20 protein-coding genes are annotated in these 21,281 nt (G+C 33.7%); 13 read left to right on the forward strand and 7 right to left on the reverse strand.

Annotation, left to right across the window (positions count from 1 at the left end; translation table 11 throughout):
* Positions 1 to 8 precede the first annotated feature (8 nt).
* The 8 genes from VK161_RS02385 (at position 9) to VK161_RS02420 (ending at position 9,114) form a co-directional block, all read left to right on the forward strand.
* The gene (locus VK161_RS02385; protein WP_324213154.1) at positions 9 to 1,280 is read left to right on the forward strand and encodes an oligosaccharide flippase family protein; all 1,272 of its coding nucleotides are present in this window, start codon (positions 9 to 11) and stop codon (positions 1,278 to 1,280) included.
* Positions 1,277 to 1,954 carry an acyltransferase gene (locus tag VK161_RS02390; RefSeq protein WP_324213155.1) on the forward strand — a complete coding sequence of 226 codons (678 nt, stop codon included), beginning with the start codon at positions 1,277 to 1,279 and terminating at the stop codon, positions 1,952 to 1,954. Before VK161_RS02385 ends, VK161_RS02390 begins: the two co-directional genes overlap by 4 nt.
* Positions 1,954 to 3,183, forward strand: a complete 1,230-nt coding sequence (locus VK161_RS02395) for a hypothetical protein (RefSeq protein WP_324213156.1) — start codon at positions 1,954 to 1,956, stop codon at positions 3,181 to 3,183. The genes VK161_RS02390 and VK161_RS02395 overlap by 1 nt, the downstream gene beginning before the upstream one ends.
* Positions 3,180 to 4,325, forward strand: coding sequence for a glycosyltransferase family 4 protein (locus VK161_RS02400; protein ID WP_324213157.1), 1,146 nt, complete (start codon positions 3,180 to 3,182; stop codon positions 4,323 to 4,325). The genes VK161_RS02395 and VK161_RS02400 overlap by 4 nt, the downstream gene beginning before the upstream one ends.
* A 77-nt stretch (positions 4,326 to 4,402) precedes the next feature.
* The gene (locus tag VK161_RS02405; RefSeq protein WP_324213158.1) at positions 4,403 to 5,515 is read left to right on the forward strand and encodes a DUF1972 domain-containing protein; all 1,113 of its coding nucleotides are present in this window, start codon (positions 4,403 to 4,405) and stop codon (positions 5,513 to 5,515) included.
* Positions 5,451 to 6,749: an O-antigen ligase family protein gene (locus VK161_RS02410; RefSeq protein ID WP_324213159.1), complete on the forward strand. Its 1,299-nt coding sequence runs from the start codon at positions 5,451 to 5,453 to the stop codon at positions 6,747 to 6,749. The genes VK161_RS02405 and VK161_RS02410 overlap by 65 nt, the downstream gene beginning before the upstream one ends.
* A gap of 10 nt (positions 6,750 to 6,759) precedes the next feature.
* Complete coding sequence (locus VK161_RS02415) at positions 6,760 to 7,743, forward strand: UDP-glucuronic acid decarboxylase family protein (RefSeq protein WP_324213160.1); 984 nt, start codon at positions 6,760 to 6,762, stop codon at positions 7,741 to 7,743.
* Positions 7,744 to 7,746: 3 nt separating this feature from the next.
* Positions 7,747 to 9,114 (forward strand): undecaprenyl-phosphate glucose phosphotransferase, encoded by a 1,368-nt coding sequence (locus tag VK161_RS02420; protein WP_324213161.1) that lies wholly within the window; start codon positions 7,747 to 7,749, stop codon positions 9,112 to 9,114.
* On the opposite strand, the gene VK161_RS02425 is transcribed toward VK161_RS02420, so the two are convergent.
* The 4 genes from VK161_RS02425 to VK161_RS02440 all read right to left on the reverse strand — a co-directional run bounded on the left by VK161_RS02425 (position 9,111) and on the right by VK161_RS02440 (position 14,143).
* Positions 9,111 to 10,295, reverse strand: a complete 1,185-nt coding sequence (locus tag VK161_RS02425; RefSeq protein ID WP_324213162.1) for a glycosyltransferase family 4 protein — start codon at positions 10,293 to 10,295, stop codon at positions 9,111 to 9,113. The genes VK161_RS02420 and VK161_RS02425 overlap by 4 nt on opposite strands.
* A gap of 32 nt (positions 10,296 to 10,327) precedes the next feature.
* Entirely contained in the window at positions 10,328 to 11,425 is a 1,098-nt protein-coding gene (gene wecB, locus VK161_RS02430) for a non-hydrolyzing UDP-N-acetylglucosamine 2-epimerase (protein ID WP_324213163.1), read from the reverse strand.
* A gap of 23 nt (positions 11,426 to 11,448) precedes the next feature.
* Complete coding sequence (locus VK161_RS02435; RefSeq protein WP_324213164.1) at positions 11,449 to 12,762, reverse strand: phenylacetate--CoA ligase family protein; 1,314 nt, start codon at positions 12,760 to 12,762, stop codon at positions 11,449 to 11,451.
* A gap of 61 nt (positions 12,763 to 12,823) precedes the next feature.
* Entirely contained in the window at positions 12,824 to 14,143 is a 1,320-nt protein-coding gene (locus VK161_RS02440; protein ID WP_324213165.1) for a T9SS type A sorting domain-containing protein, read from the reverse strand.
* 112 nt (positions 14,144 to 14,255) lie between these two features.
* Here VK161_RS02440 and purD point away from each other — a divergent pair, with 112 nt between their 5' ends.
* Positions 14,256 to 15,530, forward strand: coding sequence for a phosphoribosylamine--glycine ligase (gene purD / locus VK161_RS02445; RefSeq protein WP_324213166.1), 1,275 nt, complete (start codon positions 14,256 to 14,258; stop codon positions 15,528 to 15,530).
* Here purD and VK161_RS02450 read toward each other — a convergent pair.
* Positions 15,522 to 15,752 carry a DUF6341 family protein gene (locus tag VK161_RS02450; protein ID WP_324213167.1) on the reverse strand — a complete coding sequence of 77 codons (231 nt, stop codon included), beginning with the start codon at positions 15,750 to 15,752 and terminating at the stop codon, positions 15,522 to 15,524. The genes purD and VK161_RS02450 overlap by 9 nt on opposite strands.
* 48 nt (positions 15,753 to 15,800) lie before the next feature.
* Here VK161_RS02450 and VK161_RS02455 point away from each other — a divergent pair, with 48 nt between their 5' ends.
* On the forward strand, positions 15,801 to 16,730 hold the full coding sequence (locus VK161_RS02455; RefSeq protein WP_324213168.1) for a DUF6427 family protein: 930 nt from the start codon (positions 15,801 to 15,803) through the stop codon (positions 16,728 to 16,730).
* On the opposite strand, the gene upp is transcribed toward VK161_RS02455, so the two are convergent.
* On the reverse strand, positions 16,725 to 17,378 hold the full coding sequence (gene upp, locus VK161_RS02460) for a uracil phosphoribosyltransferase (RefSeq protein WP_324213169.1): 654 nt from the start codon (positions 17,376 to 17,378) through the stop codon (positions 16,725 to 16,727). The two genes, VK161_RS02455 and upp, sit on opposite strands and share 6 nt — an antisense overlap.
* A 65-nt stretch (positions 17,379 to 17,443) precedes the next feature.
* Here upp and VK161_RS02465 point away from each other — a divergent pair, with 65 nt between their 5' ends.
* The 3 genes from VK161_RS02465 to VK161_RS02475 all read left to right on the forward strand — a co-directional run bounded on the left by VK161_RS02465 (position 17,444) and on the right by VK161_RS02475 (position 20,917).
* Positions 17,444 to 18,049, forward strand: a complete 606-nt coding sequence (locus tag VK161_RS02465) for a DUF4254 domain-containing protein (RefSeq protein WP_324213170.1) — start codon at positions 17,444 to 17,446, stop codon at positions 18,047 to 18,049.
* A 15-nt stretch (positions 18,050 to 18,064) separates the two neighbouring features.
* Positions 18,065 to 19,102 (forward strand): glycosyltransferase family 9 protein, encoded by a 1,038-nt coding sequence (locus VK161_RS02470; RefSeq protein ID WP_324213171.1) that lies wholly within the window; start codon positions 18,065 to 18,067, stop codon positions 19,100 to 19,102.
* A gap of 69 nt (positions 19,103 to 19,171) precedes the next feature.
* On the forward strand, positions 19,172 to 20,917 hold the full coding sequence (locus tag VK161_RS02475) for an agmatine deiminase family protein (RefSeq protein ID WP_324213172.1): 1,746 nt from the start codon (positions 19,172 to 19,174) through the stop codon (positions 20,915 to 20,917).
* Here the strand turns inward: VK161_RS02475 and VK161_RS02480 are convergent.
* Positions 20,912 to 21,220: a hypothetical protein gene (locus VK161_RS02480; protein WP_324213173.1), complete on the reverse strand. Its 309-nt coding sequence runs from the start codon at positions 21,218 to 21,220 to the stop codon at positions 20,912 to 20,914. The genes VK161_RS02475 and VK161_RS02480 overlap by 6 nt on opposite strands.
* Positions 21,221 to 21,281: the final 61 nt, after the last annotated feature.

The following is a 21,281-nucleotide window of genomic DNA, read 5'->3' on the forward strand; positions in this document are numbered from 1 at the left end:
CTCTGTCTATGATAAAAAAATTACTAGATATATTTCAAAATAAACAATTTCACAAGCTTTCCTTATATGGTTTTGGGCAATTGTTCAATCTAGTTACTCCTTTACTCGTTATACCCTACATTGTCTCTATTTGCGGAGAAGAAAACTTCGGAAAAACAGCAGTAGGAATGGCACTTTGTTTCTTCCTAATGGTCTTTATTGACTATGGTTCCGATTTAGTAGGCGTTAGAGAAATATCAATAAACAGAGATGATTTCAGTCAAACACAAAGGATTTTCGCGACAAATTATTTAGCAAAAACAATACTCTTGTCAGGCGTATTGTTTGTTTGTTTGATCCTTTTTCAGACAATTCCCTTTTTTAGCGCAGAAAAGAAAATGTTCCTGTTAGGACTAACTCTTTTAATTGGGCAGTTTTTAAATCCAACTTGGTTTTTACAAGGAGTAGAAAATGTAAAATGGATTACATTTTCTAACATTATCTCTAAATCAATTTACCTTTTATTGATTTTTTTATTCATCAAAGAAGAACAAGATTATGTTTTGATTAATTTGTTTTGGGGAATAGGAATGATTATTTCTAATGGATTATTTTTCTTTCTGATTATAAAAAAATACAAATTCTCGTTTTCTTCGATTCATAAAAAAGACATCTTTCAGTTTTTAAGAAGGGATTTTAAAATGTTTGGGTCACAGATATTTGTTTCTATTCAGATGTATTCTCCGGTGATTTTAATCAGTTATTTTGGCACTAATTTAATGGCAGGACAGTATAAAATTGTTGAACAAGTCATTTTGATTTTTAAAACCTATATCTTACTGTTTTTTAACTATGTTTTTCCCAATGTGTGTTATTTATTAGAGAAAAGTAAAGAAAAAGGAATTTACAATTGGAAGCTTTTTAATGGTGCAAATTTTATTTTTGTATTGGTTTCAATGGTTGTTTTTTATAATTTTTCGTATGACATAGTTTCTTATTTTAATCCAACCAACCGATATGCTCTAAGTAACTTGTTGCAATTGGCCGTGTTCTATCCTGTTTTATTCGCCATTTCAATTCCACTGAAACAATTAGTTTTAGCGTGGAACTTTAATCAATTTTATGTTAACCTTACCTCTATTGCTGTACTATTAAATATTATAGCAATAGTTATTCTTTTACCCCAATTTCAAGTATATGGAGTGTTTTATTCTTTATTGTTTATTGAAGGAATAATGATTTTATTTTACTTAATTTGCATAAGGAAAAAACTATTCTCCAAAGAAGAGACAAACCAATGATAAAGGATATTTTTCAAAAATTATTGAATAAATCAGGGAAGAATTATCAAATAGACCCCAAAATTCCTCAAGGCCTTATTGTTTCTATTTTAATAAGAAGATGTTTCATGCTCGCCCGTGGCATTTTTAAAACGGGAAATAAAGTTTTTCTCGGGCCAAACGTTATTTTATACAACAGAAAAAACATTCAATTTGGTAAGAATGTTACTATTGATAAAAACTGTATTCTTGACGGATATTCTGAAGATAAAATTACTCTTGGAGATGGAGTAAAAATTGGAGCCTATTCTTCGCTTAGTTCTACAAGCCACATGTCAAAATATGGAAAAGGACTGAAAATGGGGAACAATTCAGCCGTGGGTCAGTTTACAGAATTTGGAGCGTCAGGAGGAATTGAAATAGGAAACGATGTAATAATGGGGTCATATGTTAGTTTTCACTCCGAAAACCACAATTTTGATGATCCGTCAAAACTAATACGGGAACAAGGAGTAACTTCAAAATCAATAAAAATTGGAAACAATATTTGGGTTGGAGCAAAAGTTACTTTTTTAGATGGATGTCAAGTAGGGGATAATTCTGTTGTTGCAGCAGGTGCGGTTGTCAATGGTATCTATCCACCCAATTCAGTTATAGGAGGAATTCCAGCAAAAATTATAAAAACCATACACTGATGAATCTAGTAATCAACAGAGCTAATTTCAACCAGCTTCTATTTATAATTTGCGTTATAGTTCCTTTCTTTAACATCTATGAATTCTCATTTGTGACATGGGTTTTTGCCATATTTTTGACACTCAGAAAAAACTATTCTTTAGAATTTGTAAAGTACACATCAATCTTTGTAATCCTATTTTTATTGGCCATTGTTGTGGGTAGGTTCTTCGAATACAAAACGTATTTTATTATTAGAGATATAACTTATTTGTTAAAACCTATAACTGGACTACTGCTTGGATATCAGCTTTTTAGCAAACACATTAAAAACCCATTTCAATTTATTGTTTATGCTGGATTGTCGATAGCTTGTTATCACCTTTTCTTAGTTTTTTATGGTATTGTTGTTGAAGGAGCCAAAAATGTTCGGGAAATAAGAGAGCATGCGGGTTATTTTAACGATTTTGAAGTGTACACATTGGTCATATTGATTTTCAGTAAACAACTAAATCTTGGATTTTCAACCAATAAAACCCGCCTTTTTATTCTCATTTTGGCTGTTTCAAGTTTTTTCTACTTAGCAAGAACAAATTTCATACAGTTCATTGTATTAGTAGCAGCATTAAAAGGGTTTTTAGTTTTGAACGTAAAGTCATTAAAAGTAGTTTTGGGTATAGTTATAGCAACACTAATGGCTTATTCAGCTATTTATTATTACAATCCAAGAAGAAATGGTAAAGGAATGGATGAGTTTTTGTATAAAATAAAAATTATTCCAACCGAGGCTTTTAGCACCAGAATTGACCGCTTTGACTGGAAAGATTTTAACGATAATTATCGTTCGTATGAAAATATTAGAACGGTACAACAACTAAACTACAACGACAATCTTTTTTTTGGTGAAGGAATGGGTTCGCAGGTCGACCTCAAACAGAAATTAATGTTGGGCGATATGTTCTTAAGACACATCTCAATCCTTCATAATGGCTATATGACCGTATTACTAAAAACAGGACTTTTAGGTCTAAGCATCTATTTGTTATCAATATTTTTCTTTTTTAGAAAAGAGCGATCCAGTAATCCAATTCTAAAAAACATACATTATATCTTCGTTGGAACTGGAGTGTTTTTAATTTTATCCAATTGGGTCTTTCTTGGATTGTATAACCAAATAGATACAAAATCATTATTGATAGGTTTTTTGTTTGCTTATAAAAATGAAATTCTAAAAACCCCCGAATCATGATAAGCATTCTTTTTATTCATCAATCATCTGATTTATATGGTTCGGATAAAACGTTATTACTATTACTACAGCAGTTAGATAAGAAAAAATACACATCAGTTGTAATTTTACCTTTAAACGGACCTCTTAAAGATGAATTAGAGAAAATAGGTGTAAAGGTGGTTATTGCTCCTGTTTTAAAATTGTACAGGAACATTTTTACCCCCAAAAACATAGTGTTGTTTTTCAAACAATTGAGTACATCATTAAAAACCATAAAAAAGCTAAACGACGAATATCATTTCGACATCATATATTCAAACACATTGGCAGTGCTATTAGGAGCATTTTATTCTAGAAAGGCCAAAATCAAACACATTTGGCATGTTCATGAAATAATAGTACATCCCAAAATAATCGCGAAAATATTCCCCAAACTACTAAGAAAGTATGCCGATGTTGTAGTGTGCAATTCATCTGCAACCAGAAACAATTTGATTATAAGAGAACCTAATTTAGAATCCAAGTCAATTGTAATTCTTAATGGCATAGAATTCAACACTAACTCGAATTCCTTACTATCGAAATCAGAAATAGGATTTGAACAAAACGATTGTGTTATTACTTTAGTTGGAAGAATTAGTCGACTGAAAGGACATAAATGGATGTTAAATACTTTTATTAACTATTTTAGTAATTATGATAATGTTAAGCTCCTTTTTGTAGGATCTCCTGTATTAGGGCAAGAATATTATTTGAGCGAAATAGAACAAAAAATAGTAGAAAACAAACTAGAAGATAAAGTTAAAATTCTTCCTTTTACCAAAGATTTAAATGCGATATGGCACATTACAGACATTGCAGTTATGCCATCTACTGAAGCAGAATCGTTCGGATTAGTAGCCGTTGAAGCCATGTATGCTCAAAAACCAGTTATTGGATCTGATTTAGGAGGTCTGAAAGAAATCATACAGAATAACGAAACAGGGTTTTTAATAGAACCGAATAATGAAGAAGCCTTTTCAAAAGCGTTAACAACTTTGATAGAAAATCCAGAGTTAAGAAATTCATTCGGACAAAAAGGACATCAAAGAGTAAAAGAAGAATTCTCTTTAGATCGATACGTTAAACAATTTGAAGAGTTATTTGTAAAGACTACTTAAATAAGAAAAGGATTCAAAAATTTATCATGTAACGTTTTCCAAAAATCCCTATTTTTGCGACTCTTAATAAGAATTTAATGAAAATAGCTATTCTTGGAACACGTGGAATACCCAATTATTATGGAGGTTTTGAGCAATTTGCCGAATTTTTCTCTGTTTATTTAGCCGAAAAAGGACACGAGGTTTACTGTTATAATTCACACAATCATAAGTATCAAGAAAAAACGTTCCACGGTGTACATATCATCCATCAGCACGATCCGGAATACAAATACGGTACATTTGGTCAGTTTATTTACGATTACAATTGTATCATCGATTCAAGAAAAAGAGATTTTGATATCATTCTTCAATTAGGATATACAAGTAATTCCATCTGGTATTTTTTGTTGCCCAAGAAACCAATCATCATTACCAATATGGATGGAGTTGAGTGGAAGCGTTCCAAATACTCGCGTCCAGTTCAACAATTTTTACGATTTGCAGAAAGGCTAGCAGCAATAAGCAGTGACTATTTGGTTTCGGATTCAATAGGGATAAAAAAATTCCTCAAAGACCGCTACGATAAAGATTCTACTTACATTGCTTATGGTGCGCATCCATTTAATAGTCCCGATGAATCCGTCCTCAAACAGTATAATCTAGAAAAAGAGAGTTACAACATGATTATGGCTCGTTTTGAACCTGAAAACAATTTAGATATGGTATTGGAAGGAGTTGTTTTAAGCAAAGATTCAACTCCAATTTTAGTGATTGGAAAACACGAAACCAAATACGGTGAATATTTGAAAAATAAATTCAAAGCACATTCAAATATTCTTTTTTTAGGCGGAATTTATAATTTAGAACACTTAAACAACTTACGATATTACTCAAAATTATATTTTCACGGACATTCTGTTGGAGGAACCAACCCATCGTTGTTAGAAGCAATGGCTTCCAAAGCTTTAATTGCGGCTCATAACAATGACTTTAACAAAGGAGTTTTAAAAGAAAACGCTTATTTTTTTAAAAACCCAAAAGAAGTAGCAGAATTACTTATTTCTATCAATAAAAAAGATAACTTATCGTTTATTGATAATAATTACAATGCAATTGTAAACGAATTTAATTGGGATAAAATTAATGGGCAATACCTACAATTATTTGAAGAATGTACTACTAAAGGCAAAAGAAGAGGTAAAAAATAATCCTTTTGTTGTTTTAGTGACATTAGCAATAATTACTATTCCACTGCATTATCGATACAGTAGCATAGCAATCATGTTGCTCGCTGCATTTTCGCTTTTTCAATTAAAAAACAAAAAATTTTATTTTCAAAAAGAGTTTTTTTTACTCGTACTTTTATATGCCTTGATGGCTCTGTCGTTGACTTGGACTATAGATTCAAAACTGACGTCTTCGGCTTTAGTAAAAGGACTTTCTTTTCTGCTAATTCCACTTTGCTTTTTCTTAAATCCACCGCCATCGGAAGAAAATAAAAACAGTATAATTAAATACTATTCGTATGCTTTTTTTGGCTACGCTATTTTTTATCTTTTAAAAGCAACAATTCGCTTTGTGATTACTAAAGATTCTTCTGTTTTCTTTTATCATGAGTTGGTCACATTTGACGTAAATGCCATTCACGTTTCAGTTTACATTTCAATCGCGTTTTTCTGGTTTCTAAATAAAAAACAAAAAAACAATTTAGACAAAACTGCATTGATATCGTTGTTTGTAGTGCTATTATTGCTTTCTTCCAAAAATATAATTATAGTTTTCTTTCTCTTGTTGGGAGTGAATGTGGTTTTTGTTTTGAAAATAAAAGCAAAAAAAATGTATCTTATTCTAGGAGTAGGAATTGTGCTAGGGATTGTCTTTTTCGGGAAAATAAAAGATCGATTTTTGATTGAAATAGAATCCAATCAGGCTTCAGGTAAAATCAATAACGAAATTAGCAATCAAACTGGTTTTGTATATAATGTTAGCATCAAAGAGGCTTGGACAAAAGACCAATTTCAACCCAATGATTATTTTCCAGGAACAGCATTACGAGTATATCAAGCGCGCATTTTTACTGAAATAATTCAAGAAGACAATCGATTTCTAACCGGTTATGGATTGAACGCTACAGACGAAAAAATAAAGCAAAAAAGGATAGAGCATAACCTGTATCATGAGTATGATAAATTTAATTTCCATAACCAATACATCCAAATTTTCGCAGAATTAGGAGTTGTAGGATTTGTACTATTGGTATTGATTTTATGGGTTAATCTCAAAAATGCAATAAAAACCAAACATTTTGTCCATTTTTCTTTTGCAATTCTAATGATAAGCTTATTTTTGACAGAATCTTTTTTATCCAGACAAAGAGGTATAGTGTTTTTTATACTATTTTTCTGTTTGTTTAATTCAAAGACAGAAAAAAGATCGCTATAAAAGAATAAAAATGAAAAGAATATTAATCACTGGAGCCGCAGGCTTTTTAGGTTCTCATTTGTGTGATCGTTTTTTAGCTGAAGGCTATTTTGTAATTGGGATGGACAATCTTATTACAGGAGATTTAAAAAACATTGAACATTTATTCAAAGAAAAGAACTTCGAGTTTTATCACCACGATGTCACCAAATTTGTTCACGTTCCGGGTAACTTAGATTATATTTTACATTTTGCGTCACCAGCAAGCCCGATTGACTATTTAAAAATTCCAATACAAACATTAAAAGTAGGTTCACTTGGAACTCACAATTTATTGGGTTTAGCACGAGTAAAAAAAGCCAGAATTCTTATTGCATCAACATCTGAAGTATACGGTGATCCATTAGTTCATCCACAAACAGAAGAGTACTACGGAAACGTGAATACCATCGGACCAAGAGGAGTTTATGACGAAGCCAAACGTTTTCAAGAATCCATCACGATGGCGTATCACACTTTTCATGGTGTAGAAACTAGAATTGTTAGGATTTTCAATACCTACGGACCAAGAATGCGACTGAACGATGGACGCGTAATTCCTGCATTCATCGGTCAAGCTTTACGAGGCGAAGATTTGACTATTTTTGGAGATGGAAGCCAAACGCGTTCCTTTTGTTATGTAACGGATCAAGTTGAAGGAATTTTCAGATTGTTGCATTCCGACTACGTTTATCCTGTAAACATTGGTAATCCTGACGAAATCACTATCAAGGATTTTGCAGATGAAATCATTAAACTAACGGGAACCAATCAGAAAGTAGTGTATCATCCTTTACCTATTAACGACCCATTACAACGTCAACCCGATACAACTAAGGCGAAAGAAATATTAGGTTGGGAAGCCAAAGTCAATAGAGAAGAAGGGATGAAATTAACTTATGAATATTTCAAATCACTTTCTTCAGAAGAATTGCTCAAAGAAGAACACAAAGATTTTAAAGGATACATCCATTAGTCTATGGTTGCACAACAAACAGGAAGATATTCAAAATACATCAGACCTATTAGTATCGCCTTTGATATAATAGTTATTTCCCTATTAAGTGCATATTTCTTCAGAGAGCTGAAACTTAACATGACTTATTTCCTTTTATTTCAAGGATTTGCATGGGTTTTTATAGGCTTTTTAGTAAAGTTTTATGAAATCTTTCGTTTCACAACCCCAGTTGAAATTATTACCAAAATAATCAAGCAGTTCTCCATTTTTTTATTGGTGGTAATTGCCTACTTCCCATTTGCTAAAACTGTAATTTTTAGCGGAAAAGCCATCGCAATTTCAATGACTGTTAGTTTTGTTTTAATAGTATCATTCAAGTATTTTTTGTTTTATTATTTAAAGAAATACCGAATCACCACTAAAAACAATTTTAGAAATGCAGTTATCATCGGATATACTCCTGAAGCCATCCGACTAAAAGAAGTATTCAACAACCGTCAAGATTACGGTTATCGATTCCAAGGCTATTTTTCAGATAAGAAGCAAAACGCAGAAGTTAAGGGAAAAATAGAAGACTTAAAAGCATTTGTTATAGCCAACAAAACAGATGAAATTTATTGCTCTTTGAACGAAATTTCGAATGAAAAATTAAAAGACTTGGTTGAATTTGCAGATGAAAATAAAAAAACAATAAAATTCATTCCAGACACCAAAGAAATTTTTTCAAAGAATTTAAAAATTGATTATTACGAATTATTTCCCGTACTATCACTTCAGAAAACACAACTTCATGACCCGCTTATTAAGGGTATAAAAAGAGGGTTTGATGTTGTTTTTTCGCTAGTTATTATTGTATTTCTACTTTCTTGGTTAATTCCAGTTATTGCATTATTAATAAAAATTGAATCAAAAGGTCCAGTTTTCTTCAAACAAGGAAGACCAGGGTTGGATGAAAACGAATTTTATTGTTATAAATTTCGATCCATGCAAGTCAATGAAACAACCGAAAAAGAAGCCTCTAAAAATGATCCTAGAGTTACTAAAATGGGACGTTTCATGCGAAAAACGAGTATCGATGAATTGCCTCAATTTTTTAATGTTTTATTGGGTGATATGTCGGTTGTAGGACCAAGACCTCACTTATGGTCTCAAAACAAATCGTATGCGAGTAAAGTAAAAAAATACATGGTTAGACATTATGTTAAACCCGGAATTACAGGACTTGCTCAAGTAAAAGGGTTTAGAGGAGAAATCGAAACCGATGAAGACATGATTAACCGTATCAAGTTTGATGTTTTTTACATCGAAAATTGGTCGTTAGTAATGGACATTAAAATCATTCTCCAAACCGTAATCAACATTTTTAAAGGTGAAGACAAAGCCTATTAAAAAACACCTTCTTTTATCAAATTTTTCATTTGATTTTCCAAATCAAAAAGTTCCTGAGATTGCTTAAAAATTTGGTTTTTAAGAACATCAAAATCTTCTTTTTTTATCATAGAAATGGTTCTGAGCAATTGATTCAATTCTGAAAAATTTTCGACCGAAGCAACCCAACCTAAACGGTTTTCTTCAACAATTGTTTCACCTTCGCCACCACCAAAATAAAGGATCGGAAAACCCAAAGAAGCATATTCAAATATTTTAGAAGGAACCGAACCGTAAATTCGAGTTTTTAATGGAACAACGGCTATGTCAAACGATTGTAATAATGAATGCAGTTCTTTTCGTTCAACCATTCCGTGAAAGTAGATTTTTTTTTCTTTTTGAGACGCTATGAGCGCTTCAATTTGATTTTTTTCAGCACCATCACCAAACAAATGCAACTCTATATTTAATTCGTTTAAATCTATTTTTTGGCACAATTCGAAAACACCTTGAGCGATTCCCAATAATCCTGCATAAAATAATTTTATAGGTTGATCGGTTTTAGTTTTTAACTCAAGCGATTCTACTTTATGATCGGGGAAATTGCGATACAAATAACACTTTTTTCCCGGAATTATCGAATTGACATGAGCAATAATTTCATTCGATTGACCTAAAATTAAGCTTGCTTTTTTATAGATGAAACGTTCTAAAAACATGGAGAATTTGTGGGACAAAGAGTTTTCTTTTAACACTTTTAATTCCAATGCGGCCATTGGCCACAAATCAGAAATGTTTAAAATAATTTTTTTCTTTTTTAATGAAAGTACAAAAACAGAGATGAAGGATAAAAGTAAAGGAGGAGATTGAACGATTACTTTTTTGGGTGTTTTTCTGAATAGTAAAAAGAAAAATAAACTCATAGAAAAAGACAGAACAGAGACAATCCGAATCGCAATATTTTTGCTTACACTTGGGTAAATCCAGAGGCGTTTTACGGTGACGTTATCTCGCTTTTCGGTTACTGAAAATTTTCCTTTGTATTCAGGAAATAATTCCCCTTTCGGATAATTCCCAAGCGGACAAAGAACAGTTACTTGGTAATTCTTTTCATTTAGTTTCAAGGCCAATTGTTCGATTCTATTCGCTGCAGCTCCTTTTTCTGGCGGATAATAATTGGATATGATGAGAATGTCTTCCATTGCTTTTAAGTCGAATTTCAGAAGTTTTTCGGCTAATTTTTTTTATATTCAGATAATAAAATATCAATTATTCTTTCCGATGCTTTTCCGTCCCAAAGTTCGGGAATACCACCTTTTTTCGTTCCGTTTTCAAGGAAAGAAGCATACACTTTTTTTAAGTTTTCAATTGAAGTTCCCACTAAAGTATTGGTTCCGATAGTTTGCGTTTCCGGACGTTCGGTAGTAGTTCTCATAGTAAAACACGGAATTCCCAACACGGTTGTTTCTTCCGAAATTCCACCGCTATCAGTTATCACAGCAAAACTATTTTTTATTAAATACATAAAATTCAAATACCCTTGAGGTTCTACAAAAAGGATGTTTTTAAATTCTAACGACGTTGTTCCTAGAATGGATTTTGTTCTAGGATGAATAGGGAAAATTATTTTTTTGCCATTTACCATTGCATCAATTCCGAGTAATAATTGCAGGAGCGATTGTTCTTCGTCAACATTCGACGGGCGATGCAAGGTCAAAACAATATAATTCTGAGGTTCTAAATCAAATTTAGACCAAAAATCGGGAGCTGAAATCCGGCTTAAATTTTGGTATAACGTGTCAATCATTACATTGCCAACAAAATGAATTTGCTTCGGATTTGCTCCGTATTTCAATAAATTTTCACTTGCCCATGTTGAGGTTGTGAAGAAATAATCGGTAATACTATCAGTAACAATTCGGTTAATTTCTTCGGGCATGGTCATGTCGCCAGAGCGAATTCCAGCCTCTACATGAACAACTTCTATATTCAGTTTTTTGGCTACAATAGCGCATGCCATAGTCGAATTTACATCACCAACAACCAAAACTAAATCACAAGGGTTTTGAAGTAATTCTTCTTCAAAAGCAACCATTATTGCTGCTGTTTGAACCGATTGTGATCCGCTTTTTACCTCTAAATTCACACTAGGATGCGGAATATTCAATTCTTCAAAAAAGGTGTCGCTTAAATTTTTATCATAATGCTGACCAGTATGAACCAATCGATAGGAAATTGTTGCTCCTTCAGATTGTTTTTTTTCAATCGCCTTGATAATGGGAGCGATTTTAATGAAATTGGGTCTTGCACCCGCGACTATTGTAATTTTCATATTTAGCTGAATTGTTTTCAGTGTTATTTGAGTAGCGAAACAAACTGCTTCAATTTTCCACTTTTCGATCGTTCAAGTTTTTCTTTTCGTTTGAATGAAAAATGCAAACCACTTTCGAGGTACGTTGTGATTGCTTTCTCTATGCTTTGGATTTGATTTTGGGTCAATTCGATTACACTAACATATTCAATTTCAAAAGTATCTATTTTGGTTTGTTTTATTACAAATTCTTTTACATTTCCGTCGTCTTCAATAATGCTTTTGGTTACGTAATAAAAAGTCAATCCAGGCGCTTTTTTCCCGCTGGGTAAAACAGCCACATCATTGGTTCGACCAATGAGTTTTTTAAGAAGGGGTTTTTTGAATGTGCTTTTTTCATCTAAAATTCCCACGTCTCCAATATCGTATCGAATGAATGGATGGGCTTTGTTGTAAAGAGATGTGATGACAATTCGACCTTCTTTACCGTAAGGAAGCGGATTATTTTCATCATCTAAAATTTCAACAAACAACGTTTCTGAATTTACCTGCCATTCTCCATTTGGGTTTTGGAACGCAATTAAATCCAATTCTGAAGCACCGTATTCATTGATAACAGGAACACCAAATTGTTTTTCGAGTAATTGTTTATCATCTTCAAAAAGCATTTCGGAAGTAACTATACAACATTTTAGAGTGGGACAAATCGTCTTTAAAATGATGTTTTTTTTCTGAAGAAACTTGGCGAATAAAACAATAGAACTTGTATAACCGTTGATGTAATCAAATTTTTTCTTTTGGAATTTAATCAAAACATTTTCGAGCACATTGTCTGACAAATCGAAAATAGTAAATCGATACCGATGACTTAAAAAGTCTTTAATTCGCTCTTTTGTATTTCCAATAAAATCAAGAGGTATTCCATAGAAACGCGCTTGCAATGAAGAATTAAAATCGATTCCAAACCATCCAAAACGATGTATTATATTAGACCAAGTCAACGCATGGCAATAATTATCTTTAGCAAAAATAAACGGATCTCCACTTGAACCCGAAGTTTTATTGACGTATACATAATTAATCGAAAATCCATCAGAAAGCCGTTCAACTAATGGTTTTTGAAACTCTTTTTTAGTCATAATAGGAAGGCTTTCCCAAGTGCTACCGTTTTTTTCACCAACAAATTTCTTATAAGAAAGGTTGTTTTTCAGATGATATTCAACAATAGCAGTTCTTTTTTTAATAATCCATGGCAGATAATCTTCTTCTGAAATAGAAAGCGTTTCCTTAAAATTAGCCTCAGCCAACTTCATTGGAAAGCCTTTGAAACGAAGCGATAAATCAAATAGATTAAGCATTTATTAAATAAAAAGGGCCAACATTTGTTAGCCCTTAAAAATACTATTTTATTTGGAATTATTAGTTTTTAATCACTTTGATCGTTTCTTTTTTGTTGTCAGAATTGATGTTGAATAAATAAACACCACTTGAAAGCGAAGAAACATCAACAGAATTTTCAATTCCTGATAATGATTGTTGTAAAACAGTTTTTCCAGTTAAATCGGTTACACTTAAGTCATAAGAATCTAACTGAGACGAAATAGTAACAAAATTGTTTGCAGGATTAGGGTAAACCTCAATTGCAGCATCAGCTTCAAAAGTTGGGTTGGCTAATGTTCCATCAAATTTAAAAATTCCATCAGTAGTAGCATCGCTACTGAAACCAGCACACCATCCAGTAGATCCATTCACAAAGCTAGAAACACCTCTTTGCATGTCTGCCTCAATTGGAGTCCAAGCCAAACCGTTGTTTAAACTATAAGAAGAACCAACAGGAGCCGCTTGAGAAGTACCAACAATTACTGTTGTACCAGGAATGTAGCTTAATAATCTGTGTGATCCTGTAAAAGTTGATCCAGTTGACCATGTAGCTCCACCATTTGAGGTTGTGTAGAAAGTATAAGTAGTACCAGCTGTTTTTAACAAACAACCATTATTTGCATCGCTAAACGCAAGTCTACCACTTTGTGCAGCTCCACCAAAATCAGTTAAAGGAGCTTGAGAAACAGTCCATGTTAACCCCATATCAACAGATTTTAATATACGTCCTTTGTTAGTCACTAACCATGCAGTATTACCAACAACTACATTTCCTCCGTTTAATCCGTATTCAGTAGAATTTACAGGATTCGGAATGTTTGCTCCTGGAACTTGTGTCCATGAATCACCACCATCTGCTGTAGTCCATATTTCAAACTCCAAAGGAGCTCCAACAGGATCTCCCATAGCAAACCCATTATTTGCATCAAAAAAATGTACAAAATTAACGAATGATCCCGATGAGGTAAACGCACTTGGATTTTGTTGATCCCAAGTAGCTCCTCCGTTAGAAGTTTTGAATACAACACTACCAGATCCGTCAGTTGGATTAACTGCACTTACCCAAGCAGTAGTTGAATTTATTGGGCAAATGTTGTTAATTCCTAATGCAGGGTCACCAACATTGATAACGCCTGGTGTCCAAGTTGTACCACCATTAGTTGTTAAGGTAAACTCTTGAACTTCAGCTCCTGCTCCTGATCCATCATAAGCTTTAGCCCAAACAGTATTGGCATCCAAAGCAACAATTTGATCAAGACCTCTTGAAGCAGCTGTAAAACCAGTAGCTTGCGAAATCCATGATTGAGCATTTAGTCCAGAAAATGGGACCAACGCTAATAAAAGTAAAAGTTTTTTCATAATTTATTTATTTAATTTATTCCAAAAATAATTAAAAAACCGAAAAAATAGTTTTTTTTATGATATAATTTTGATTTTAAAAATTTTATTTTTGCCAACAAACACAACACTAATGACAATATTACTACTTGGTTCTGGAGGCAGAGAACATGCCTTAGCATGGAAAATCCTCCAAAGTTCGAAATGCAAAACACTTTATGTGGCTCCAGGGAATGCCGGAACGGCTGCGATTACTACTAATGTTTCTTTAAAAATAACTGATTTTGAGTCTATTAAAAACTTTGTGCTCGATAAAGAGGTCAACATGGTAGTTGTTGGTCCAGAAGACCCATTGGTACTAGGAATTTATGATTTTTTTAAAAATGATTCTGAAATCAGCTCAATTCCGGTTATTGGACCATCAAAAATAGGAGCTCAGTTAGAAGGAAGTAAAGAATTTGCTAAAGAATTTTTGATTAAACATCAAATTCCAACAGCGGCATACGATAGTTTTACAGCAGACACTGTTGAAAAAGGATGTCGTTTTCTGGAAACATTACAACCTCCTTATGTTTTAAAAGCAGATGGATTGGCAGCGGGAAAAGGAGTTCTGATTATTAATGACTTGAAAGAAGCTCAGAACGAATTACGGAACATGTTGGTTCATGCAAAATTTGGACAAGCGAGTTCAAAAGTGGTCATAGAAGAATTTTTAGACGGAATTGAGTTAAGTTGTTTTGTCCTTACAGATGGAAAGAATTATAAAATTTTACCCACAGCAAAAGATTACAAACGAATTGGAGAAGGCGATACAGGATTAAATACTGGAGGAATGGGCGCTGTTTCACCAGTTCCATTTGCGGATGCAATTTTGATGGAAAAAATTGAAAATCGGATTGTAAAACCAACCATTAACGGACTTCAAAAAGACGGAATCGAATACAAAGGTTTTGTTTTTATCGGACTCATCAATGTCAAGGGCGAACCAATGGTTATTGAATATAATGTTAGAATGGGTGATCCAGAAACTGAGGTTGTGATGCCAAGAATTCAGTCGGATTTGGTAGAGTTATTTGAAGCAGTAGCCAATCAAACATTAGATGAGGTTACGCTTGAAATAGATCCAAGAAGCGCTACAACAATAATGGTTGTTTCAGGTGGATATCCAGAAGATTATGAAAAAGGATTTGAAATTACAGGTTTGAATACTGTAAAAGACTCAATAGTGTTTCATGCAGGAACCCAACTAGAAAATGATAAAGTAGTTTCTAATGGTGGAAGAGTACTTGCCGTAACTTCCTACGGAGATAACTTTCAAGAAGCCATAAAAAAATCTTATCAAAATATAGAACAACTACACTTTGATAAGATGTATTATAGAAAAGATATAGGTTTCGACTTATTTTAAGAACGAATGTGCCGTAGTATCTTGGTTTTCTTCGTTATTTTTTTGGTGTATTGTCAATTGTTTGCACCAGTAAACTATATAGTAACCACAAATAATCATTAATGCCCAATTGATAATGTTGGCTCCAAACCAAGAAGACAATTCCCATGAACGTAACCAATCAAGAGGTTTGAATAAAAAATCAACAAAAAGCGATTGTATTGCTTCAAAAAATGCTTTCATCTTTAAAATAGGTGTTATATTTACATCACAAAAGTATAAAATATCCTTATGATTACAAGCGTTTTTAGAAAATCTTCTCCATTTAATTACACTATAGTTATTTTTCTAACCTTAGCCTTCTTTTTGTTGGTTCAATTTAAACAAGGTATTTGGCATAATTCGTCACTAAACATAGGAACTTCAATTGGAATTATTGTGTTGGTTTTTGCCTCGCTTTTTATAATTAATTTCATTGTAAAAAAGAACGGTCTGACTAAAAGCAGCAGTTTTTCTATATTATTTTTTACTCTTTTTTTACTTTTCTTTCCTGCTATTTTTACGAATTTTAAATTTATTATTTCCAATTTTTTTGTTTTGTTAGCGATGCGTCGACTCATTTCGCTTCAAACATTAAAAGCTCCTAAAGAGAAAATTTTTGATGCTTCTTTGTGGATTTTTATTGCCAGTTTATTTCACTTTTGGGCTATTTTATACATTGTTTTGGTTTACATCTCCATCTTTTTCCACGTTTCCAGAGATTATAGAAATTGGTTGATCCCATTCGTGTCTTTGTTTGTTACGGCAGTGATTTATACGTTCATTGCGCTGGTTGTAGAAAGACAATTTATCGATAATTTGACCAATTTGCCTGTAGTTAATTTACGAATGGATTATTTCAAAAACACCAATGAAAATCTGGCTTTATCAATGTATGCAGTAGTGGCGGTATTCTTCGTTTTTTCAAAAATGATTGCGCTCACCAATCGACCATTAGTGTTACAAGCATCCTACAAAAAAGTGATTATCGCTTTTATAATTGGAGTAGTTATTTTCTTGATATCTACTGATAAAAGCAACGATTTATTGATTTTTACTTTCTTTCCATTATCAGTAATGGCAACCAATAACATCGAATATTCTAAAAATAAAATCAACCAAGAATTGGTGTTGGGAGTAACAATAGTATTGGTTTTTGTGAGCTTCTTCCTGCAATTATAATTTACTTCCGTAAGCCAAATCACCAGCGTCACCTAAACCAGGAACAATGTAGTTTTTTTCGTTGAGTTTGTCATCAATGGCCGCCACCCACAAATGACAATTATCGGGAAGATTTTCTTCCAAATACACAATACCTTCTGGAGCGGCGATTACTACTGCAATGTGAATTTCTTTCGGCTTTTGTTCCAGATGCAATTTGTGTAAAACCGCCACAATTGATTGTCCTGTAGCCAACATCGGATCGATTAAAATAAGATTTTTGTTTTCAAACGATGGCGCCGCTTGGTATTCGACTAAAATTTCAAAAAAATCATCATTGTTAGGATGATGACGGTACGCCGATACAAATCCGTTTTCAGCATTGTCAAAGATGTTCATAAAACCCGTATGGAGTGCTAAGCCGGCACGCAAAATGGAACACAAAACCACATTGTCAGCAACGGTTGTAGTGTGTTTGATTCCGAGTGGAGTTTGAACATCAATGTCTTTATATTCAAGAGTTTTGCTCAACTCATACGCCATAATTTCGCCAATTCGTTCGATGTTTTTGCGAAAACGCATACTGTCATTTTGAATGGAAACATCGCGAATTTGGGCCAAAAAATGATTTAAAACACTGTTGTTTTCCGATATGTTGTGGATGAGCATTGGCTGAAAAATTAAATAGGAACGTAAAAGTATAAAAACTATCTTTGCAAAAAAATTTTACTTCTATGTTTTCTAAATTTGCCTATTCGATATTTGAACAAAGTATTAAGGATTATCATGTTCAAGACAATGTTGATCAACCGATTAACAATCCATATCCTAAAGACCAAATCGAACATTTGTTGTATTTCAAAAACTGGATTGACACGGTTCAATGGCATTTTGAAGATATTATTCGCGATCCCAATATTGAACCATCTGCAGCTTTAGTTTTAAAAAGAAGAATCGATGCATCCAATCAAGAACGCACCGATATGGTAGAATACATTGACAGTTATTTTCTGCAAAAATACGCTCATGTTGCAGTAAAGCCATCAGCAAAAATCAATTCTGAAAGTCCGGCTTGGGCTATTGATCGTTTGTCGATTTTAGCTCTTAAAATCTACCACATGAATGAAGAAGCTACCCGTATCGATGCTTCGCAAGATCATAGAGATAAATGTCAGGCCAAGTTGAATATTCTTTTAGAACAAAGAACCGATTTGTCTTCGGCTATTGATGATTTGTTAACCGATATTGAAAATGGCGACAAATTCATGAAAGTGTACAAACAAATGAAAATGTACAACGACGATGATTTGAACCCAGTTTTGTATCAAAACAAAAAATAAATTCACCGACACATTTTGTCAAAAACAAACAAACATATAGCCGTCATTCGACTTTCTGCCATGGGCGATGTTGCAATGACGGTTCCTGTTATTTTAGCACTAACTCGACAGTATCCTAAAGTTAAAATTACGGTAGTTTCACGACCTTTTTTTAAACCCATTTTTGAGCGAATTCCCAATGTTCAATTTCTTTCCGTTCATACACAACATCAGCACAAAGGACTTTTGGGATTGTTTCGGTTGTACCGCGATTTAAGAACACTCAAAATTGATCAAATTGCCGATTTACACAATGTTTTACGATCGAAAGTCATACGGAATTTATTCGCTTTAAGCGGAAAAAAAGTAGCTTTTACAGATAAGGGAAGAGCCGAGAAAAAAGCACTCACTAGTTTAAAAAATAAAGTGTTTCAACCCGTAAAACACATGATTGAACGTCATGTGGAAACCTTTGCGCAATTGGGTTATACAATTGATATGAGTCGGCCTAATTTTCTAACTAAAGAACCCATTCCGTTCAAAGCACAGAAAATGTTAGGCGAGAAAACCCATAAATGGATCGGAATAGCACCTTTTGCGCACTACGAAAGCAAAACCTATCCTTTTGATTTGATGGAAAAAGTAGTTGATGAGTTGGCGAAAAATCAATCGACGCAAATTGTTTTTTTTGGAGGAAAACAAGATACAGAGTCCATAAAAAGATTGATTAAGAATCATACGAATTGTTTTGTTTTTGCTGGAGTTATTTCTTTCGAAGAAGAACTTCAACTGATATCCAATCTCGATGTTATGCTTTCGATGGACAGCGGAAACGCACATCTTTCGGCATTGTACGGAATTCCAACCATCACTCTTTGGGGCGCAACGCATCCGTATACTGGTTTTGCACCTTACCAACAACCGCTTGAAAATTGTTTGGTTTCGGATCGCGAAAAATACCCTTTACTGCCTACTTCCATTTATGGAAACAAAAAAATAGAAGGTTATCAAGATGCCATGCGAACCATCAAAGTAGAAGATGTTGTTGCTAAAGTAAATACGGTTTTATCGTAAAAAAACAATCACTTCAATTTTGTATCGAATAAAAAGATAAATTTGTAAGTAAATCAATTTCACTAGATAATGAAACAAACTTACTTTAAACTTATATTTTCTTTATTTTTATTCTGCTCTTCTTTTATTTTTTCTCAAGAAACATCCGTTTTACCCAAAAAATTAACGCAAGAAGAAAAAGGAATACTCTCCAATTATCAATTCAGAAGCGCTCAATTAACGCCTCCGCCTTCGGGTTCGGTGAGAGCTGCAGCCGAATGGGAAGAAGTAGAATATTTGGTCTTGGCTTGGCAGCCTAGTTTTCAAAATATTTTAAGACAAATTGTTGCCGCAGCCGTCAACGAATGCAAAGTACTCATTGCCACTCAAAACCAAGCCAGTGTTTCAAGTTATCTTACTTCTAATGGTGTGAGTTTAACAAACGTTATTTTTTTAAATGCGCCATCCAATAGCATTTGGATACGCGATTATGCGGGAAATACCATTTATTCAGACGATGTTGGTCAACGCGCACTAACCGATTGGATTTACAACCGACCACGACCGTTAGACAACGCCATGCCTTCTGCGCACGCTACTCATGTTGGAATCCCGATATACATTACCAATACTGGAACCAATGATTTGGTCAATACAGGCGGAAATTATATGTCAGATGGTTTAGGAAATGCCTTTGCATCGGAATTGATTTTGGAGGAAAATGCAGTCGGAAATCCGTATAATGTTTCAGCCAAAACCGAAGAGCAAATAGACAACATCATGCTCAATTATATGGGAATTGACAATTACATCAAAATGCCAACCTTGCCGTACGACGAAATTCACCACATTGACATGCACATGAAATTACTCGACGAAGAAACGCTTTTGGTAAGCCGTTATCCCAATGGTGTTGCCGATGGACCGCAAATTCAGGCCAATATTAATTATGTATTGAATAATTTTACTTCACATTTCGGAACACCTTATGATGTGTATTGGATTGATGCGCCACCAAGCACTTCAGGAAGCTATCCTGATACTGGCGGATTGTATCGAACGTATAGCAACTCAGTCATCATCAATAAAACCATTTTAGTTCCAACGTATCGACCCGAAGTGGATGCCGCAGCGCTTGCTTTGTATCAGCAATTAATGCCAGGTTATACAGTAGTCGGAATTGATGTAGACAATGCGGGCGAAAATTTGATTTCGAGTTTGGGCGCCATTCACTGCATCACACATACTATTGGCGTTGCCGATCCACTTTTGATTGTACATCAACCGATAGACGAAGCCAATGCTGGGACGAATGTTTCTGTTAATGCGATGATCAAACACAGTTCCGGAATTTTTGAAGCGACTGTCTTTTGGAGAGAACAAGGCACAACCGATTTTAATGAAACTCTAATGAGTTTTGTAAGCAATGATAATTGGACTGCAACCATTCCGATTCCGAGTTCAGGAAACGATATTGAATATTATATTAATGGTCATGCCAATTCAGGGAAAAAACTCAATCGGCCAATTGTGGCTCCAGAAGGATTTTGGACCATCAATGTTCAAACTCTAAGTAGCGAAGAATGGGCGTTGAATCACATTTCTGAACCGTATCCAAACCCAACGAAGGAAACGGTGAATTTCAATTTAGATCAAATAGAAGGTGCTATTTCAGTAACGATTACCAATACGATTGGGCAACTTCTTTTTTCGCAAAAAATAACTTCCGCAAATGGTATTTTAAGTTTGAATTTACAACCCGAATGGAACGGAACTTTATTCGTTCAGTTTGAAGGTGATTTTGGTAAAGTGACTAAAAAAGTGGTGAAGTTATAGGTAAATTCGCTCGTCGCGGCAACGCTCTAAAATGTAGTTTTTCAGATTGGAAATGGTAGCTTGGTAATTGGGCGCTTCAAACCCGAAACGCTCGTGTTCCATCTGTTCTTTTTCGATGGCGTTGCAACCTTTGATTACTTCTTTCAACATATCAAGCATGATTAATTGCTTGTTGTTTTCTTTTTCAAATTTGTACTCTACAATTTCATCTTCCAATTGTTCACAATAATCCAAAAGCGCTTGAACTTCGGGTTCGTCCAAAAGATCTTGCGCTTTTTTGAATATATCGAGTTTGTTTTTCATGATTCAATTTCAATAGCAATGACAAAATCAATTTCAAAAACTGATTACTGACAACCGAATA

It is taken from the genome of Flavobacterium sp. (genome assembly GCF_035299245.1).
In the GTDB taxonomy this organism is placed as follows: Bacteria; Bacteroidota; Bacteroidia; order Flavobacteriales; family Flavobacteriaceae; genus Flavobacterium.

Bases quoted from the DNA above. Each gene is read 5' to 3' on its own strand.
- VK161_RS02410 (WP_324213159.1), top strand. From the start codon at position 5,451: ATGGGCAATACCTACAATTATTTGAAGAATGTACTACTAAAGGCAAAA.
- VK161_RS02465 (WP_324213170.1), top strand. From the start codon at position 17,444: ATGTTTTCTAAATTTGCCTATTCGATATTTGAACAAAGTATTAAGGAT.
- VK161_RS02385 (WP_324213154.1), top strand. From the start codon at position 9: ATGATAAAAAAATTACTAGATATATTTCAAAATAAACAATTTCACAAG.
- VK161_RS02440 (WP_324213165.1), bottom strand. From the start codon at position 14,143: ATGAAAAAACTTTTACTTTTATTAGCGTTGGTCCCATTTTCTGGACTA.
- VK161_RS02425 (WP_324213162.1), bottom strand. From the start codon at position 10,295: ATGGAAGACATTCTCATCATATCCAATTATTATCCGCCAGAAAAAGGA.
- VK161_RS02480 (WP_324213173.1), bottom strand. From the start codon at position 21,220: ATGAAAAACAAACTCGATATATTCAAAAAAGCGCAAGATCTTTTGGAC.
- VK161_RS02405 (WP_324213158.1), top strand. From the start codon at position 4,403: ATGAAAATAGCTATTCTTGGAACACGTGGAATACCCAATTATTATGGA.
- VK161_RS02390 (WP_324213155.1), top strand. From the start codon at position 1,277: ATGATAAAGGATATTTTTCAAAAATTATTGAATAAATCAGGGAAGAAT.
- VK161_RS02435 (WP_324213164.1), bottom strand. From the start codon at position 12,762: ATGCTTAATCTATTTGATTTATCGCTTCGTTTCAAAGGCTTTCCAATG.
- VK161_RS02420 (WP_324213161.1), top strand. From the start codon at position 7,747: ATGGTTGCACAACAAACAGGAAGATATTCAAAATACATCAGACCTATT.
- VK161_RS02395 (WP_324213156.1), top strand. From the start codon at position 1,954: ATGAATCTAGTAATCAACAGAGCTAATTTCAACCAGCTTCTATTTATA.
- VK161_RS02455 (WP_324213168.1), top strand. From the start codon at position 15,801: ATGATTACAAGCGTTTTTAGAAAATCTTCTCCATTTAATTACACTATA.
- VK161_RS02415 (WP_324213160.1), top strand. From the start codon at position 6,760: ATGAAAAGAATATTAATCACTGGAGCCGCAGGCTTTTTAGGTTCTCAT.
- purD (WP_324213166.1), top strand. From the start codon at position 14,256: ATGACAATATTACTACTTGGTTCTGGAGGCAGAGAACATGCCTTAGCA.
- VK161_RS02400 (WP_324213157.1), top strand. From the start codon at position 3,180: ATGATAAGCATTCTTTTTATTCATCAATCATCTGATTTATATGGTTCG.
- upp (WP_324213169.1), bottom strand. From the start codon at position 17,378: ATGCTCATCCACAACATATCGGAAAACAACAGTGTTTTAAATCATTTT.
- wecB (WP_324213163.1), bottom strand. From the start codon at position 11,425: ATGAAAATTACAATAGTCGCGGGTGCAAGACCCAATTTCATTAAAATC.
- VK161_RS02475 (WP_324213172.1), top strand. From the start codon at position 19,172: ATGAAACAAACTTACTTTAAACTTATATTTTCTTTATTTTTATTCTGC.
- VK161_RS02450 (WP_324213167.1), bottom strand. From the start codon at position 15,752: ATGAAAGCATTTTTTGAAGCAATACAATCGCTTTTTGTTGATTTTTTA.